The organism is Mesorhizobium sp. P2_C5_2 (assembly GCF_056404535.1).
On sequence record NZ_JBFUDV010000007.1, the window covers coordinates 72135 to 89007 of the forward strand.

Sequence of the window (16873 nt, forward strand, 5' to 3'; positions counted from 1 at the left end):
GCGTCCAATGACCGAATGGACGCAGACCGAGCTGACCAGCCTCAACCGGATACTCGCCAATCTCTATCCGATGATCGGCGACGGCGTGCGTGTCGCCAAGGGCGTCGGGCTGTCGACGGCACAGATCGCCTTTGACAACAAGGCGATCAACAACTGGTTTGCGATCACTCAACGTGCAAAACAGGAGACCAGGACAGACGATCTCATCGCCTTTGCGCTCGATGAGAATCCTGGCGACCAGGCATTGCTGCAGGCCAAGCAGCACGCTCCGCCGCCGCCGGTCGAAGGGCCTGCCACCGCCAATTGGAGTGGCGCGACGGCGCCGGCCCAGCTCGAAAAAATCCTCAGCGACAAAAGCACGTTGGTGCCGATCAGCTATCTCGAGCTCGGCCTCATCAGGGCCAAAGCGGTGGTGCGCATCAAGCGCGCCGACGGCAGTTCCGGCACCGGGTTCATGACCCCCGGCGGCATCCTGATCACCAACAACCACGTGCTGCCCGACGACGCTTCGCTGGTGGGCACGGTGGTCCAGTTCAACTATCAGCGCACTGTCGCCGGGCTCGACGCGCCACTCGAGGAATTTGGCATCGACACCGCCGTGCCCCTTCGCACCTCCAAGGACAATGACTGGTCGGCGGTCCACATCAAGGGCGACGCCTCCAAATGGGGCGAGCTGGAGATGAAGCCCACGGCCGTGAAGGTCGGCGACCACGTCAACATCATCCAGCATCCCGGCGGCGCGCAGAAGCAGATTTCGTTCGTCGCCAATGTCGTGGCCTTCGTCGGCGGCGGCCGCGTCCAGTATCTGACCGACACGCTGCCGGGCTCGTCCGGTTCGCCCGTCTTCGACACTGACTGGAACCTGATTGCGCTGCATCACAGCGGCGGCTGGCTGACCGAGCCTAACGCGGCTACCAAAAGCACGTACTATCGCAACGAGGGCATCGCGATCGACAGCATCATTCAGGACCTCGCGGCCAAGCCTGTTTAGTGGTGCATGTAGACCGTCGACGCATCTCGGGCTTGTATCGAGACGCACATTGGTTTGCGACAATGACATGCCAGGGGAGTTTCAACGATCCGCGCTTATTTCGACCTCAGGCTTCAACTGGCTGATCTCTACCCATTGCCTCCCGATTGGTTGCAGGTAACCAAGCAGGCTGGGATCGTCGCTGGCGCGATCAACCTGCAGGGGGCCGCACTTGCCGTCTGGTTCAACATCCTCGACTATGCCTTGGCCAAGAAGCTGTCGCAGTCGTTGATGAACACGGTCGTTCAGCAAAATCCGCAGTGCGCGGCCATCTGCAAAGCCTATCTGGATGAACTCGCCACCGGCGAGAAGCCGACACCTGACCTGCCTGGCCTGACGACCGACGATCGCGTCAACACCGCGCTGGCGGGTTTCAACGCAGTCAACCAGCAGTCCAAGGACATCCAGGCCACGCTCGCCGCCGACAACGGCCTCACCAATGTCACCAGCCAGATCGACGTCCTCAAGACCTACAAGGATCTGCATGACCATCTGCAGAGCTTTCAATACGGTATCGGCAGCTTCCAGAACCTGCTGGTCGCCGCCCGTGACATGGGCGCTGACCTTGAGCAGGTCCGCGTCCTGCGCAATTTCCTCAAAATATTGAAGCTCTTCTGTGTCTCGATCGGCGAGTCGGTCATGGAACTGCCCGCGGGGCCGGCGCTTCACGATATCGAACAGGCATGGCTCGACGATCTGAAGGCGGCAGCGATCAAATTGCAGGCTGCAATCGACGACAAGTCTCCCGACGCTTACGACGCATTGTTCGATGTGCGCACCGTGCTACGCGTCGTGCCCTCGCGGCTCAACCAGCAGATTTTCGTTACCGCCAAGAACCTGCCCTTCGGACTTCTGGCCAGCGGTCTCGATACGATAGCCGGCAAACTTCCCGCCGAAGAGCCTTCGGTGCCTTTGATTAAGGCCGCGCATGACGCGATCATGGTGCTGTCGTCGACCATCTATGCGCGCGTCGTCGAGCACAAGCTCTGGCAGGACATCGACAACAAGCTGGCCAGTCTCACCGATATGATCGAACCGATAGAAGGTGGGGCGGCGGCGGACAAGTCGCTGCCTTTCCAGTTTTCGCCGCTGTGGCGAAATCTGGAGACGAAGGTCCAGGTTCTTGCCGATCTCGACCCTGCTGCAGCGTGGCGGGCGACGCTCGTCGACTACTCCACCGATGTCAACGACCAGCTGTCGCGCGAGACGGTCGACACCAACTTCATCCTTGCCTTCGAAGCCTATCGGGACGAGGCCCAGCAACGCTTCGTCCAGGTCGATCTGGCGCTGAAAACGGAATGCGCCTCGATCGTCCGCGTCAGCACACCTTTGCACAAGATCATTGAGGACCTGGGGCCATGAGCGATGAACCAGCGACAGGCGCCGAGACCGCAACCTCGGCCGATTTTGTCACGCTGAGCGACATCCGGATTGCACATCTCGAACTGATGCGGATCGCCAGCAGCAACCAAGCCGTCGATCCCCAGATGAGCCGCAGCGATCAGGCCGGCGCTGGGACGACGGACGCCAATGCCGACAACACGGTTCCCGATGCGCAAACCATCCGTGAATTCCTTGCCAAGGCGCGGCGCGCAGGCAGCACCATTGCGGGCGTATCCGACCGGCGCGCGGCGCAGCGCATCCTTGATTATTGGTCCGCCGAACTGGTCACACGTCCCGGCATAACCTCCGCCGATGTCAGCCCGGCGCGTCTCGCGCCCTTCGCAGGCGGCAGCAGCCTCGAAACCGCCGAGCCGGTCGGTGCCGTGGCCGAGGATGCCTCGACGTCAGGCGCCACCGACATTCTTTCCGGGTCCGACACCAAGGCTATTGTCGGCCCGATCGCCGCAACCAAAGACAATGCCCAGTCCGACGAGAAATATGCCTCCGACGACGAACTCAGTTCGGACGATCTGACCGAGCGCTTTCGCATCCGCGTGGCCGCCCAGGCCCGGCAGTGGAAGAACACCGGCTATCCTGGCTATCTCCTGCGCGGCGAGGCGCTGAAGGAGGCGGCAGAGCTGCCGCAAGGGCCGGACATTGCCGAGTTCGTCGAGGCGAGCGCCAAAGCGGAGACGGACAGCCAGGAGCTGCGCGATCGCAGCAAGAACCGGCTGATCATGATTTTTGCCATTCTGGCCGCGATCCTTGCCGCAACGACCTATTTCGCCATTGATGCACGGTCCCGTACTGAAGCACTCAACAACGAGCTTGCCGAAGCCCTTAAGGCCGCAACGCGCGCGCGCGAACAGGCCGTGGCAACCGCGGGCCAGATCGCGGCGCTCAACCAGGATCTTACCATCGCCGTTCAAAGGGAGAAAAACGCGCGCGCGCAGATCGAGGATGCGCTTAACGTCGCCTTGAAGAAGGCGGACGACACCGGCAAGGCGCTCGCCGACCAGCAAGTCACGCAGACCACCTTGCGATCGGCGATCGTGTTTTTGGCCGATCAGCTCAAAGGCAGCGGCATGTCCCTAGGCGAATTGACATCCGATTTGCGGCCGGCGGTGCTTCTCGAACTGGCCGACCGGGTCAAGAGCGGCGAGGTCAAGCCCAATGAGTTGCCGGAAGCGCTGCGGAGCGCACTTCAGCCCTTGCTCGGCAAGGACACAGACAAGCAGCCCAACAGTTCTACGGGCTACAAGGTCGATTTTATCCAGGCGACGATCAGCTTGCCCAGATTAACCGGCGATCTGGCAAGCGACGCCACGGCGACACCGCTGGACTACATCAACTACTCGCTGGTCATGGGCCGAAGCCACCGCATGGCCATCTATTCAGCGGTCAACCTGGACCGGTCGCAAAGGATGACCCTGCAGGTCACCGGCGGCGGATTGAGATATGATATCCGCCTGCCGGACGACGCACAGCCGGACCGCAGCTGGTACCATAGCCGAGACTGGCTGCCGGCGCGATTGGCAAACGCCAGCGACATCGCCTGGGGCCCTGAATTCGCCGGCGATCCGGCAACCGCGGCGCTCAAACTGGCGCAGTATGCCTATGTCCTGCCCAACACGATGCCGCAGCCACGTGACTTCTACATCACGATGTGGGCGCCGCTCGAAAACTGGGTGCGCTCGCAGCATAACCCGCTGGCCAACAAGGTGACCATCTTCAGCGGTCCCGTCTTCCGGCCCGCCGACCAGCCGGTCAACGGCGTGCCGGCCCCCTATGCCTATTGGAAGCTCGCCGTCTCTTCGGTATCCGCTGCTGAGAAGGGGGAGGTGAAGGAGCCCGACTTCGTCGTCGATGCGTTCCTCATTCCGCGCGACGCTATGGGCGCGTTTGACGCCGAGCAATACCGGCTCCCGGTTGCCGAGCTTGAAAAACGCACGAACCTCAATTTCGGCACACTCATCGAATGGACGGATTCGGCGAAGAATCCCGGCCCGAACGGGACCATGGCCGACGAGCTGGCAGGGCGCGTCAAGCTGCTCGACAGCGCAAATGATGCGCTGCTCGGTGAGCTGACCGCCGCCCTCGGCAATCCGGACCTCCCGGTGCCCGAACGGCGCAAGATCGTGGCGGCTCTTGTCAAGATGGCTGGTCTCCGGAGCATGACCGGGCTTACACCTGCGGGGCGTCTCAACGTGCTTGGGGCTTTGCTCGGGGTTCCGTCTGACTTGTGGAACCACCGGGACCCGGACTCGCTGCTTGTGTTCGCCGATGCACGCCGGGCGGTCGCCGACCTCGCCATGTCGGCAGCCGATGGTCAGTCTATCATCGGCGAGCAGGATCGCGATGCGCTCAACAAATTGAAGGAGCGGCTCGGCATCCAGCCCAGCGCGCAAACGGTTTATGTCCAGTTCGCCGGCATGACGCGCGAGGACGCCCAGGCGCTTTCCGCCAAAATGCGCGCTTTGGGCTGGGGCATCCCGAAGGCCGGTGAAGAACGGGTCAGCGCCGCCGCCGGCAAGAACGAGGTGCGCTATAATCCGGACGTCGAAGCCGACCGCCGCGCCGCCGAACTGCTGGCCGCCGACCTCACCGCCGCCGGCCAGACGGTGAATGCCCGGGCCGTGCCCATTATCGGCGCCAACACTTTGGAGATCTGGATCAGTATATAGCTGCGCGCTGGGCCGCCGGAAAAAGGCCATTCGTCAAAAAGCCGTGATGCACCGCTTCAAAACAGCGGCGACAATACGAGCTGGTTTCATACTGGGGGTTTTCCATGCGCACGCGTCACGCCGTCATCCTTGCACTTTTCGTGCTTTCCATTCCTGCCGTCTCCATGCCGCTTGAGAAGGCACGCGCACTGGAGCCTGAGAAATACACGGTCTATTGCGCCAACGACCGCATCGAGGTCTCGTTCTGGGATCTCGAGCAGATGAAGGTGCGCAACGGCTCCGATGTCTGCCAGTTCCAGAGCTACACGAGCTATTCAAGCGCCCTGAACTTCGCCCAGAAGAATTTTGGGGGTGAGGGGGCGAGCTGTAGCTGCTAGCTGTGCTGGAGTGCGAAGTTCAGGGGAAAAAATGGTGGGCGATGCAGGGATTGAACCTGCGACCCCACCCGTGTGAAGGGTGTGCTCTCCCGCTGAGCTAATCGCCCGCTCGTTGCCCGAAGGCCAAGCGAGCCGCGATATAAGGGAGGCAGGCCGTTGAAGTCAAGGCGATGCGCCTGCCTTCTGTGCCTGAAATAGGCGAGGGCAGGCGCTCCTGCGCAATCGCCCGTTTCGTTCAGCCGGCCGCCGCCGCAATCAGCCGTTCCGCCAGGTCGAGCTTCAGCGCGTCGAAATGCGAAATGACTGCCGACGGCTCGAATTCACGCACGTGGCGGTCCGTATAGCCGAAATCGACGGCGACCACCGGAATGCCGGCGGCCTTGGCCGTGTCGATGTCGGTCTGCGAATCGCCGACCATCAGTGCGCGGTGCGGGTCGCCGCCGGCCAGCTTGATGGTTTCGGTCAGATGGCGGGGGTCGGGCTTGCGGAAGGCGAACGTGTCCTGGCCGGAGATCGCGGCGAAATGCTTTGTCAGGCCGAGCGCCTCGATCAGCGCTTTCGAATTGGCCTCATATTTGTTGGTGCAGATGGCAAGCAGATAGCCGGCCTTCTCGAAGCGGGCGAGCGCCTCGATCACGCCGGGGTAGGGGCGCGACTTGCCGGGAATGTTGAGCGTGTAGTGGTCGAGAAACAGTTTTAGCAGCCGGTCGTGCTCCTCGACGCCAAGCGATTTCTGCTGCGCGGTGTGCGCGCGTTCGATCATCACCCGCCCGCCCTGGCCGACAAAGCGCCGGAAGCCGGCCTCGTCGACAGCGGTGAGTTCGCTGGCGGCAAGGCTGTGGTTGAGGCTGTCGAGCAGGTCCGGCGCCGTGTCGATCAGCGTCCCGTCGAGGTCGAACACGATGATCGATCTGGTCATGGCCTGTCCTGTGGCTGGTGCATTGCAGGCAGGCGATAGCGGCTGCGCTTCTTTCAGGCAAGCGGGTGCCCGAGCCAAAGTCTTTGACCCGGCGGACAAAAGTGCTACGAGCGCGCAACCAACCGAAATCCCCGGGGCACACATGGATGCGAGGCAGTTGAAAGTCGAGGCCGCGCGGGCAGCACTTGCCCATGTCAGCGACGGCATGCGGCTCGGCATCGGCACCGGCACCACGGCGGAAGAATTCGTGCGGCTGCTGGCCGAGAAGGTCGCGACGGGTATGACCATCATAGGCGTGCCGACGTCCGAGCGCACCGCCGCCCTCTGCCGCGAACTCGGCGTGCCGCTGTCGACGCTGGAGGAGACGCCCGAACTCGATCTCACCGTCGACGGCGCCGACGAGGTCGATCCGGCGCTGACGCTGATCAAAGGCGGTGGCGGCGCGCTGCTGCGCGAGAAGATCGTCGCGGCGGCCTCGGAGCGCATGATCGTCATCGCCGACCGGTCGAAGATGGTCGAGACGCTTGGCCAGTTTCCGTTGCCAATCGAAGTCAACCGATTTGGCCTGCGCGCCACCGAGATCGCAGTCGCGGCAGCGGCCAAAAGCCTCGGTCTTTCCGGCCCGGTTACATTGAGGATGACGGGGAGCCAGCCTTTTGTTACAGACGGCGGCCATTTTATCCTCGATGCATCTTTTGGCCGCATTCCGGATACAAGAGCGCTTTCGAATGCTCTCCATGCCATTCCCGGTGTGGTCGAGCATGGTCTTTTCATCGGGCTGGCGTCAGCGGCCATCATCGCCGGCGGCGACGGCATCCAAACCGTCCATGCCGCCCGAAAACCAGGGAGTTCTACCGATCATGATGTTGCATAACCGGGTTCGCCAATTCTCCGCCATCGTGGCGGCTTCGGCTGTCTTGGCGTTTTCCGCGCCGGCGTTTGCGCAGGATGTCACCGATTCGCATCTGAAGGCGGCGCGTGCCGCGGTCGCCGCCATCCACGCGACCGACCCGTTCGACAACATCCTGCCGCAGGCGGCTGCCGCGCTCGAGCAGCAGCTTATCCAGAAGAACCCCGACATGCAGGAGCTGATCGGCAAGACCATCAGCGAGAAGGCTCTGGCGCTGGCCGCGCGCCGTGCAGACCTGGAGAAGGAAGCGGCACTTGCCTATGCCAAGGTGTTCTCCGAAAAGGACCTCAACGACATCGCTGCCTTCTACAATTCCGAGGCCGGCAAGAAGCTGCTCGACAGCGGCCCAACGGTGACGCGCGATTTGGTCAAGGCAGCCGACATCTGGCAGAACGGCCTGGCCCGCGATCTCGCCCAGCAGGTCGGCGAAACGCTGGCCGCGGCCGCGAAGGCCGCTGCACCCGCGCCCGCTCCGGCACCAGATAACGCAACTGCCCCCGCCGATGGCGCTGCCCCTGCCGACGGCGATGCGCCGGCAGACGGCGACCAGCCGGAAGCACCCAAGAACTAACTCGTCTGATTTTACCAACGGCACCCTTGCCGCTGGACTAGAAAGCCCGGTGCAAACCGGGCTTTTCTTTTGGCCTCATGCAGCCTACCTGTCTCAAGCATTTCTGAGGCAAGGAGCGGCGGCATGGCCGGTTACGACTACGATCTTTTCGTCATCGGCGGCGGCTCCGGTGGAGTGAGAGCGGCGCGCGTGGCGGCGGCACTCGGCAAGCGCGTCGGCATCGCCGAGGAATACCGCTATGGCGGCACCTGCGTTATCAGAGGCTGCGTGCCGAAAAAACTCTATGTCTATGCCTCGCAATTTCCCGAGCATTTTGCCGATGCCGCCGGCTATGGCTGGACGGTGCCGGCGGCGAGCTTCGACTGGCCGACGCTGGTCGCCAACAAGGATCGCGAGATCGCCCGGCTGGAAGCTATTTACGAAAAGAACGTCAAAGGCGCCGGCGGCGAGACGTTCCACTCGCGCGCCATGCTGGTCGACCCGCATGTCGTGCATCTCTTAGGCGACGATCGCACCGTCACCGCCGACCAGATCCTGATCGCCACCGGCGGACGGCCGGCGCCGCATCCCGCGCTCCCCGGCCATGAGCATTGCATCTTTTCCAACGAGGTCTTCGACCTCAAGCGGCTGCCGAAGGCGATCATGATCGAGGGCGGCGGCTATATCGCCGTCGAATTCGCCAACATCTTCCATGGCTTGGGCGTCGACACCACGCTGGTCTATCGCGGCAAGGAAATACTGTCGCGCTTCGACATGGACCTACGGCACATGCTGCACGAAACGATGGAAAAGAAGGGGATCAAGATCCTTTGCCATGCCGTGTCGGAATGGGTCCGCAAGCGGCCGGACGGCAGGCTGGACGCGCTGGTCACCGGCGGCAAGGTGCTGACGGTCGACCAGGTCATGCTCGCCATCGGCCGCATCCCCAACACCGAGAATATGGGCCTGGAAGGCGCCGGTATCGAGCTCGGCAAGACCGGCGCCATCGTTGTCGACCAGTATTCCCGCACCAACATCGACAACATCTGGGCGATCGGCGACGTCACCAACCGCGTGCAGTTGACGCCGGTGGCGATCCACGAAGCGATGTGCTTCATCGAGACCGCCTTCAAGGGAAATCCGACCGCGCCCGACCACGACACCATCCCGACCGCCGTCTTCTCACAGCCGGAGATCGGCACCGTCGGCCTGTCCGAAGACGATGCCATCAAGCGCTATTCCGATATCGAGATCTACTGTGCCACCTTCCGGCCGATGCGGCACACGCTGTCCGGCCGCGACGAAAAGATGCTGACCAAGCTGGTGGTCGACGGCGCCACGCGAAAAGTGCTCGGCGCGCACATCCTCGGACCTGACGCCGGCGAGATGGCGCAGCTTCTCGGCATTCCGCTGAAGGCCGGCGTCACCAAGGACGATTTCGACCGCACCATGGCCGTCCACCCGACGGCGGCGGAAGAACTGGTCACCATGTACAAGCCGACCTACCGCGTGAAGGACGGCGTGCGGGTCGATTGATTGAAAGCGCTGAGGGTGTGTTGAGATTCAGGTCAGGCCGAGCCGAGAATGGTGGCTTTCGAGAACCGGAGCGGAGCGTACTGAAGTACGTGAGCACCGGAAGCGCAGAAAACCGCCATTCGCAGGCCGGCATCACCTGAATACCAGCACACCCTACAGCAGCGTGCCGCGCAGGATGACCAGCGCCACCGAGAAATAGATCACCAGGCCGGTGACATCGACCAGCGTGGCGACGAACGGTGCTGAGGCACTCGCCGGATCGAAGCCGATCCGTTTCAGCGCGAAGGGCAGCATCGATCCCGACAGCGAGCCGAAGGTGACGATGCCGACGAGCGCTGCCCCCACCGTCGTGGCGATCAGCGGCCAGTGCGGCCCATAGTCGTAGAAGCCCATATATTGCCAGAGCGCGATGCGGCAGATGCCGACCACGCCAAGCATGGCGCCGAGCACAAGGCCGGTGGGCAATTCGCGCAACGCCACCCGCCACCAGTCGCGAAGGCCGATCTCGCGCAGCGCCAGCGCGCGAATGACGAGCGAGGTCGCCTGCGAGCCGGAATTGCCGCCCGAGCTCATGATCAGCGGGATGAACAGGGTGAGCACGATCGCCTTTTCCAGTTCACCCTCATAGCTTTGCATGGCGTTGGCCGTCAGCATCTCGCTGATGAACAGCGCGCACAGCCAGCCGCCCCGCTTCTTGATCATGGCGAGAAAACTCATCTTCATATAGGGCTCGTCCAGCGCCTCCATGCCGCCGAAACGGTGCACGTCCTCGGTCGTCTCCTCGATCATGGTGTCGATGATGTCGTCGATGGTGACGATGCCGAGGATCTTGCCGTGGTCGACGACGGGAACCGCGAGCAGATCGTATTTGGAGATCGTCTGCGCCAGGGTCTCGCGATCGGTGAGCGGCGTCACCGTCACCGGCGCGCGGTCCGGCGCCACCGACAGGATCGGATCGTCCGGCTCGCCGGTAATCAGCCGGCGCAGGCCGGTCGCGCGCACCAGCACATGCGTCTCGGGATCGACGATGTAGATGGCGTAGACGGTCTCGCGCGTCCGCTCGACTTTGCGGATGTAGTCCAGCGTGCGGCCGACGGTCCAGTCCGAAGGCACGCTGACGAACTCGGTCGTCATGATCGAGGCGGCACTGCCTTCAGGATAGCCGAGAATGGAAAGCAGCGTTGCCCGCAGCGGCGGCGCCAGACCGCCGAGCAGCTCGGAACGCGCCGGCTCGTCCAGCTCGCGCAAGATATCGGCGGCGCGGTCGACCGACATGGCGGTCAGCAGCTTGCACGCCTTGGCGCGCGGCAGCGCCTCGGCCAGTTCGGACGCGCCGTCGAGTTCGGGCTGGTCGAAGATCTCGACCAGCCGCTCGAACGGCACTTCGCAAAGCAGTTCTATCGCGGTTTCGCGAGGCTCCCGGTTCAGGGCCTCGACGACATCGGCGACGTGATCATTGGCAAGGATACGGGCGATTGCGACGGCATCGTCGCCCGCTACGACGGGGGAAACTTCGTTCATGGCTCACTCCTTGCCGTCCGGCAGGACGTGAACCGTTCAGGTCACGTCTAGGCGGACGGCGGTTGCGTTCGACTACTGTCGCCAGGCATGGCGCGGTGACCTTTCTGCTCGCGGGTTAGCGCATGACCCCGAAAATCGGTTTCGATTTTCGGAAAGGATCATGCGCAATTCAAAATTCTACAGCGTCCTTTGCGCGTCGGAAGTGACGCGCGGCGCTGTAGGTTGGAATTCTGCGAGCGGGCGCAACATAGGAGCGCATTTTGGCGAGTCAATCGCAGAGTGCGCGGAAAATGCGCGCGGGGAGGTCGGATCGCGAGACTGTGATCGACCGCCGCCGTTGCCGCACTGTTGCGGCTCGGCATGAGTTTGGTGTGATTGCTATTTTTGCTTCAGCCGGCGCGAAAAACGCATCCATTTGTCTTCGACCGGCCGCGGCTGCGTAAGGATCGTGGTGAGCTCGCGCGGCAGGTTCGGAACAAGCGGCTTCTTGGTGGCGACACCGTCGGCGATCGCGACCACGCTGTGGTAGAATTCGGCTCCCGAGAGCGAGCGCGGCGCCACCGCCTCATGCATGACGCTGATCACCGTGACATCGGGACAATTGTCCTTGATCGCTTGATGGAAAGCGATCTTACCTTCCGGATCGAGCGCGCCGGTCGCCTCGTCGAGGAACAGCAGCCCCGGCTGCTGCAGCACGATGCGGGCGACCACCAGCTTCTGTTTTTGCCCGCCAGACAAAACCTGATCCCAGACCTTTCCCTCGCGGCTTTCATCGGCCATGTGTTCGATGAAATCGCCAAGGCCGGCCTTGTGCAGCGCCGACGCCACCTGGGTATCGCCATAGTCCTGCTCCGAGCCGGGCAGGCACACCAACTGCTTCAGCGACACCTGCTGCAGCTTGACCTCCTGGGCGGCATAGAAGCTCCTGATCCCCTCGGGAAAGACGATGGTGCCGCGGCCATAGGGCCACAGGCCGTTGATCGCCTTGATCAGCGAAGTCTTGCCGGAGCCGGACTCGCCTTTGAGGAATGTCCACTCGCCGCGCCGGAAACGCAGATTGGCCGCGCTCAGGAACGGCGTCGCGTCCTCGCCCTGATGCGCCAGTTCGAGCTTCTGGATGGTCAGGCCGAAGACCGGGTTCTGGCTGGCGTAGTGGAAGTCGGACTGGCCGGTCTGGCTGTAGAATTCCTGCGGCTGCTGGACGTTCTCGATCGCCTGCGCCAATTCGATGACGCGCTGGCTGTTGGCTCGCAACGTGGCGAGACTCGGCATAACATGGATGAACCACGAACACTTGCTGATCAACGCGTTGACTTGCTCGGAACCGGTTATGTAACCCTTGAGGTCGACGCCGTTGTGGATGAATGGCACCAGACCAGGTCCATAGGCGACAACTTTAGCACCGACAAAATTATAGACCGATTCGAATCCCGCATAGATGGTGTTGACGACATTGAACTTCGACCAGGTGCTATCGATGTCGAGATAGAGCCGGCCATGTATCGTCTTCTGCACGTCCTCGCCCTGCGACGCCGCCACATGGAAGCTGCGGCGCAATAATGTGATCAGTTCACTGCGATAGCTGCCTTCGGCCTTCTGCATCCTGATGTTGAGCCACTCCAGCATACCGCCGAGTTTGATCGCGATCCAAGTGTTGAACGGCACGTAAATGGCGACTGCCACGAGGGCAAGGGCGGCGCTGCCATAGCCTCCCAGGAACTCGAGACCCGTCACCTCCACCGAGTTTTTCAGCAATGCGCCGCCAACAAAGTAGAACGAGGTGAAGACACCGAATACGCCCATGGCAAGCCCGATTGCGCCGCCTGTCATATCCTTGATCGATTCCTGCACGCGCTGGTCAATGTTGTCGGGCGCTGCCGTGCCGGACGAGCCGTGCTGAGCGTGGTAGTGTGAATGGTTGGGGTCGAGCAGCGCCTCGTTGAAGCTGCTGTTTAGCCAGGCGCGCCATTTGCGATGCAATGTCGCCGATACAAACTTGCAGATGCCTGTGATGCCCATATCCTTGAGCACGACCAACAGCACAAGCAAGCCGGCATTGGTCAGCACTGATTCAAGCGGTGTGGTATTCGCGGCATCGTGGAAAAAAGCGATTGAGGCTGCCAGTTCGCCCGCCGCCACGGTAAACCAGACGTCGGCCTGGCTGGAGAGCGCTGTAAACAAGGCTATCACCAGCGTCAGGGTCCAGGCTTCCTTCCACCGGTCCGAGAACCAGTAGGCCCGCATCAGTCCCCAGAAGGTCCGCATCGACGATACTGGCGTCAGGGGCGACGGGCCAGCGGCGGCGTCGCGGTTCCAAAGTGCCGATATTGAACGTCGCGGTCTGTCGACCCGAATCACAATCCCGCCCAAACCTTTTTTAGTTTTGTTACGGATAGTAACACCAATTGATCATTTTCTATTAATTTTATCGCGGCGAATGTGAGGCAGCCCACCTGCCGTTGCCATGAGGCAACAGGTGGTGCGTGGAGATCGCCGTCTCCAGGCCAAATATCCCGTTTTGTTTCAATGTTTTGTGAGAATGTTGAGATGTGCGAAAAGCTTCCCTTGGGGAAGCCGGAGTCACGGTTTCGTGAACCGATCGACCTTGCCGATCAGCCGGTTTTCCTACTGAGGGCTGACGGGAACACCGGAAAATCTGCCGTCCGTGATCACTTCGGGTTTGCCTGAACCATCCTTTCCCGAAGCAGAGAAGTGCACGGAAATGGTCTTGGCGGCGGCGTCATAGCTGTCGATCAACACTTCGCCGCTAATGAAGCGGACATGCTCGACCAGGCGCGCTTTTTAGCTGCCGCTCAACAGGATTTGACAATTCATACGCCGCCGGTTGAACCTTGCACGACACTGCCGGCACCCATGCATATCCGGTCCTCCAACAAGGAAGCTCCCCAATGCTTGCACGTGCAGCCGCCCCTGCAGTCCTGTCGCTCTTTGCCTTTCTGCCTCTGGCGCATGCTGGCAATCAGACTATTCCCGCGAGCGCCGAGGGCCAAATCGAGTTCAACGCTCCCTCCGGCAATATCGGCTGCATCTACACACCAAAGGGCGGTACCAGCACTTACGAGCCGCAGGATGGCGGCCCTGAGCTGAGCTGTTCGCGCGTCGAGCCCAGCTACGTTACTGTAATCCTCGGGCCGACCGGGCCGGCGACATTAATCAAGAATCCAGGCGAGCAGGGCTGCTGCAGCGATGTCGCCAAACTGGCCTACGGCAACAGCTGGAGCAAAGGGCCGTTTACCTGCCAGTCGTCAACCAAGGGACTGACCTGCACGGGCAGCAATGGCCATGGCTTCTTCGTCAGCAAGGCCAAGGTGACGATTAAGTAATCAACCAGTCTTTTCCAGCTCGCCCTTGGCCTTGGCGGCGGCGACCTGGCGGATGGCGTCGGCCAGCGTGTCGGCGTCCTGCGCGCCCATGACGGCATATTTGCCTTCGAGCAGGAAGCACGGCACGCCGGTGATCCCCATCCGCGATGCCGTAGCGATTTCTGTCCGCACCGCTTCGACGTCGGCGTCGGTCGGCAACAGCGTCTCGACCACGGCGGCGTCCATGCCGGCTTCGCGGGCGGCTTCGATCAGCACCGCGTGATCGCCGATATTGGCGCCTTCCTCGAAATACAATTGGAACAGCCGGCGCACCAAGCGGTTCTGCACGGCTTCGCCGGCTGCCCCGGCCCAGCGGATGAGGCGATGCGCGTCCAGCGTGTTGGCGGCGACCTTGATCGCATTGAAGGCGAAATCGATGCCTTCGGCTTCACCGAGCGGCTCGATACGGGCATGCATCTGGCGGATACGCTCCTCGCTGCCGAACTTGGCCATCATGTATTCACGCCGGTCTTTGCCCCCGGGTGGAATGGTCGGATCAAGCTGGAATGGCCGCCAGCGCACATGCACCTCGACGTCGCCGGCAGCGGCGATCGCCTTGTCGAGCCGCTTCTGACCGATGAAGCACCAGGGGCAAACGGCGTCTGAAACCACATCAACGGTGATGGAATTGTCTTCGCTCATCTCGATCTCCTGCCGCGAACACTTCTTTGAGCATGATCTCTAGACAAAACGGTTTTCCGTTTGTCCGAGAAAACCGGCAACCACTTTTCGGGATCATGCTTAGTTCGCTTTGCGCCACCAGGTCGGCCATTGATAACCGAATATGGGCGTCTTTTTCGGATGGTCCAGATAATTCCAGTAAGCGAGCCATTGCTGCGCGTTGTACTGCATCGGCACCATGTAGTTGCCGGAGATGAGCAATCGGTCGAGGACGCGCACCGCGGCGACGTAATCCTCCTTGGTCCGCGCTCTCAGCATTGCATCGATCGCAGCGTCCACCGCCGGATCGGCGACGCCGGCCAGGTTGAAGGAGCCTTCCCTCTTGGCTTCTGAAGAACCCCAGCGAAAACTCTGCTCGATGCCGGGCGACAGCGAATTGCTGAAACCGCTCGACCCGATCAGCACCTCGAAATCGAAACGCTGCTTGCGTGACTGAATCTGGTCGGCTTCGAGGCTGCGGATGCTCACCGTGATGCCGATTTTCTCCAGCGTGCGCTGGTAGATCGCGGCAAAGCGCTCCTCCTCCTGCGAAGCGGTCAGGATCTCGAAACCGAAGGGGCTTCCCTTGGGGTCCAGCAGGACGCCGTCCTTGACGGCATAGCCCTGGCTCTTCAGCAGGTCGAAAGCCACCTTCAGCACCTTGCGGTCTTGGCCCGTGCCGTCATTCACCGGCGGTCGCCAGGTGCCGTCCATAACGTCGGCCGGCACGCGTCCGGGGTAGGGCGCCAGCAGCGCTTTCTCCCTGTCGTCGGCGGGATGGCCGAGCGCGGACAGTTCGGAATTCTGCCAATAACTCATGGTGCGTGTGTATTTGCCGCCGAACAGGTTCTTGTTCGCCCATTCGAAGTCGTAGAGCATGGCGAGAGCGCGCCGCACCACCGGATTGGAGAACTTCTCCAGCCTCGTGTTGAACAGGAACCCGGTCACCACAGGTGGGATTCCGGTGTCGAAGGTTTCTGCGATCACTTCGCCCCGGTGGTAGGCGGGAAAATCGATGTCGCGCTCGCGCTTGACCGGATCGCCCTCATCGTAAATAGCGCAGATGCCTTTCTTGAACGCTTCCGTTTTGGCATTGGCGTTGAGGAAATATTCGATGGTGATCTGGTCGTAATTGTCAAAGCCGCGCTTGGAAGGGATGTCCTTGCCCCAGTAATTCGGGTTGCGCTTGAACACGATGCGCTGTCCCGGCTGCACTTTGTCGACGATGTAGGGACCACTGCCGATCACCGGCTTCAGCGTCGTCTTGTCGAAGGTCTCCTTGTCGAAGGCATGCTTCGGGATGATCGGCGTCAGCGCGATGATCAGAGGCGTCTCGCGATTGGCCTTGTCGTTGAAGGTAAAGCGCACGCTGTGATCGCCGGTCTTTTCGAGCTTGGCGATCAGGCTCATGCGATCCCTGTAGGGCGGGCGGCCCTTGTCGGTGAAGACATCGTAGGTAAACAGCACATCCTCCGGCGTCACCGGCTCGCCATCGGACCACTTTGCATTTGGGTTGAGATGGAATTCGATCGACTTGCGCTCGGGATCCATGTCTGCGCTGTCGGCAAGCAGGCCATAGAGGCTGAAGGCCTCGTCGTAGTTGCGCGTCATCAGCGGCTCGAAGACGAGGTTGCCGTAGTTGAGATCCATCATGCCGCGCGCCGTGGTGCGCAGGCTCTTCAGAATGAACGGGTTCAGATTGTCGAAACTGCCGACGACGCAATAGGTGATGTTGCCGCCCTTTGGCGCGTCGGGATTGACGTAGTCGAAATGGGTGTAGTCGGCCGGCAGTGCCGGATCGCCCTGCATGGCGATGGCATGTTTCGGCTCCGACATCGCGGGCTGAAGCGAAAAGGCGAGAAACGAGATCGCGGCGATCAGCCAAACAAGAACGCGGCCCATGACCGTCTCCTTACTGGG

Annotated in this window: 13 protein-coding genes and 1 tRNA gene; 8 read left to right on the forward strand and 6 right to left on the reverse strand. The window is 61.8% G+C overall.

What is annotated here, in order from left to right; translation table 11 throughout:
- The first annotated feature begins 7 nt into the window (after positions 1-7).
- The 4 genes from AC1D1B_RS25635 (at position 8) to AC1D1B_RS25650 (ending at position 5474) form a co-directional block, all read left to right on the forward strand.
- A complete protein-coding gene (locus AC1D1B_RS25635; RefSeq protein WP_477335576.1) occupies positions 8-991 on the forward strand; it encodes a trypsin-like peptidase domain-containing protein in 984 nt (327 codons plus the stop codon).
- Between the two features lie 150 nt (positions 992-1141).
- Positions 1142-2392 carry a hypothetical protein gene (locus tag AC1D1B_RS25640; RefSeq protein ID WP_477335578.1) on the forward strand — a complete coding sequence of 417 codons (1251 nt, stop codon included), beginning with the start codon at positions 1142-1144 and terminating at the stop codon, positions 2390-2392.
- Positions 2389-5097, forward strand: coding sequence for a DNA/RNA non-specific endonuclease (locus AC1D1B_RS25645; protein ID WP_477335580.1), 2709 nt, complete (start codon positions 2389-2391; stop codon positions 5095-5097). The genes AC1D1B_RS25640 and AC1D1B_RS25645 overlap by 4 nt, the downstream gene beginning before the upstream one ends.
- Before the next feature lie 104 nt (positions 5098-5201).
- Positions 5202-5474 (forward strand): hypothetical protein, encoded by a 273-nt coding sequence (locus AC1D1B_RS25650; protein WP_477335582.1) that lies wholly within the window; start codon positions 5202-5204, stop codon positions 5472-5474.
- Between the two features lie 32 nt (positions 5475-5506).
- Here AC1D1B_RS25650 and AC1D1B_RS25655 read toward each other — a convergent pair.
- Together AC1D1B_RS25655 and AC1D1B_RS25660 are read right to left on the reverse strand one after the other, a co-directional pair.
- Positions 5507-5581 (reverse strand) — tRNA-Val (locus AC1D1B_RS25655).
- Between the two features lie 128 nt (positions 5582-5709).
- Positions 5710-6393, reverse strand: coding sequence for a phosphoglycolate phosphatase (locus AC1D1B_RS25660; protein WP_477335583.1), 684 nt, complete (start codon positions 6391-6393; stop codon positions 5710-5712).
- A gap of 142 nt (positions 6394-6535) precedes the next feature.
- Here AC1D1B_RS25660 and rpiA point away from each other — a divergent pair, with 142 nt between their 5' ends.
- The 3 genes from rpiA to gor all read left to right on the forward strand — a co-directional run bounded on the left by rpiA (position 6536) and on the right by gor (position 9389).
- Positions 6536-7267: a ribose-5-phosphate isomerase RpiA gene (gene rpiA / locus AC1D1B_RS25665; protein WP_477335585.1), complete on the forward strand. Its 732-nt coding sequence runs from the start codon at positions 6536-6538 to the stop codon at positions 7265-7267.
- Positions 7254-7874 carry a DUF2059 domain-containing protein gene (locus AC1D1B_RS25670; protein WP_477335587.1) on the forward strand — a complete coding sequence of 207 codons (621 nt, stop codon included), beginning with the start codon at positions 7254-7256 and terminating at the stop codon, positions 7872-7874. Before rpiA ends, AC1D1B_RS25670 begins: the two co-directional genes overlap by 14 nt.
- A gap of 123 nt (positions 7875-7997) precedes the next feature.
- Complete coding sequence (gene gor / locus AC1D1B_RS25675; RefSeq protein WP_477335589.1) at positions 7998-9389, forward strand: glutathione-disulfide reductase; 1392 nt, start codon at positions 7998-8000, stop codon at positions 9387-9389.
- Between the two features lie 153 nt (positions 9390-9542).
- Here the strand turns inward: gor and mgtE are convergent, their stop codons facing one another.
- Together mgtE and AC1D1B_RS25685 are read right to left on the reverse strand one after the other, a co-directional pair.
- The gene (gene mgtE, locus AC1D1B_RS25680; protein ID WP_477335591.1) at positions 9543-10910 is read right to left on the reverse strand and encodes a magnesium transporter; all 1368 of its coding nucleotides are present in this window, start codon (positions 10908-10910) and stop codon (positions 9543-9545) included.
- Between the two features lie 378 nt (positions 10911-11288).
- Complete coding sequence (locus AC1D1B_RS25685; RefSeq protein ID WP_477335593.1) at positions 11289-13175, reverse strand: ABC transporter ATP-binding protein/permease; 1887 nt, start codon at positions 13173-13175, stop codon at positions 11289-11291.
- A gap of 644 nt (positions 13176-13819) precedes the next feature.
- Between AC1D1B_RS25685 and AC1D1B_RS25690 the strand changes: the two genes are divergently transcribed.
- Positions 13820-14254: a hypothetical protein gene (locus AC1D1B_RS25690; RefSeq protein ID WP_477335594.1), complete on the forward strand. Its 435-nt coding sequence runs from the start codon at positions 13820-13822 to the stop codon at positions 14252-14254.
- On the opposite strand, the gene AC1D1B_RS25695 is transcribed toward AC1D1B_RS25690, so the two are convergent.
- Positions 14255-14935, reverse strand: coding sequence for a DsbA family oxidoreductase (locus AC1D1B_RS25695; RefSeq protein ID WP_477335596.1), 681 nt, complete (start codon positions 14933-14935; stop codon positions 14255-14257). It lies immediately after the preceding gene.
- A 99-nt stretch (positions 14936-15034) separates the two neighbouring features.
- Positions 15035-16855 (reverse strand): extracellular solute-binding protein, encoded by a 1821-nt coding sequence (locus tag AC1D1B_RS25700; RefSeq protein WP_477335598.1) that lies wholly within the window; start codon positions 16853-16855, stop codon positions 15035-15037.
- Between the last annotated feature and the right edge of the window lie 18 nt (positions 16856-16873).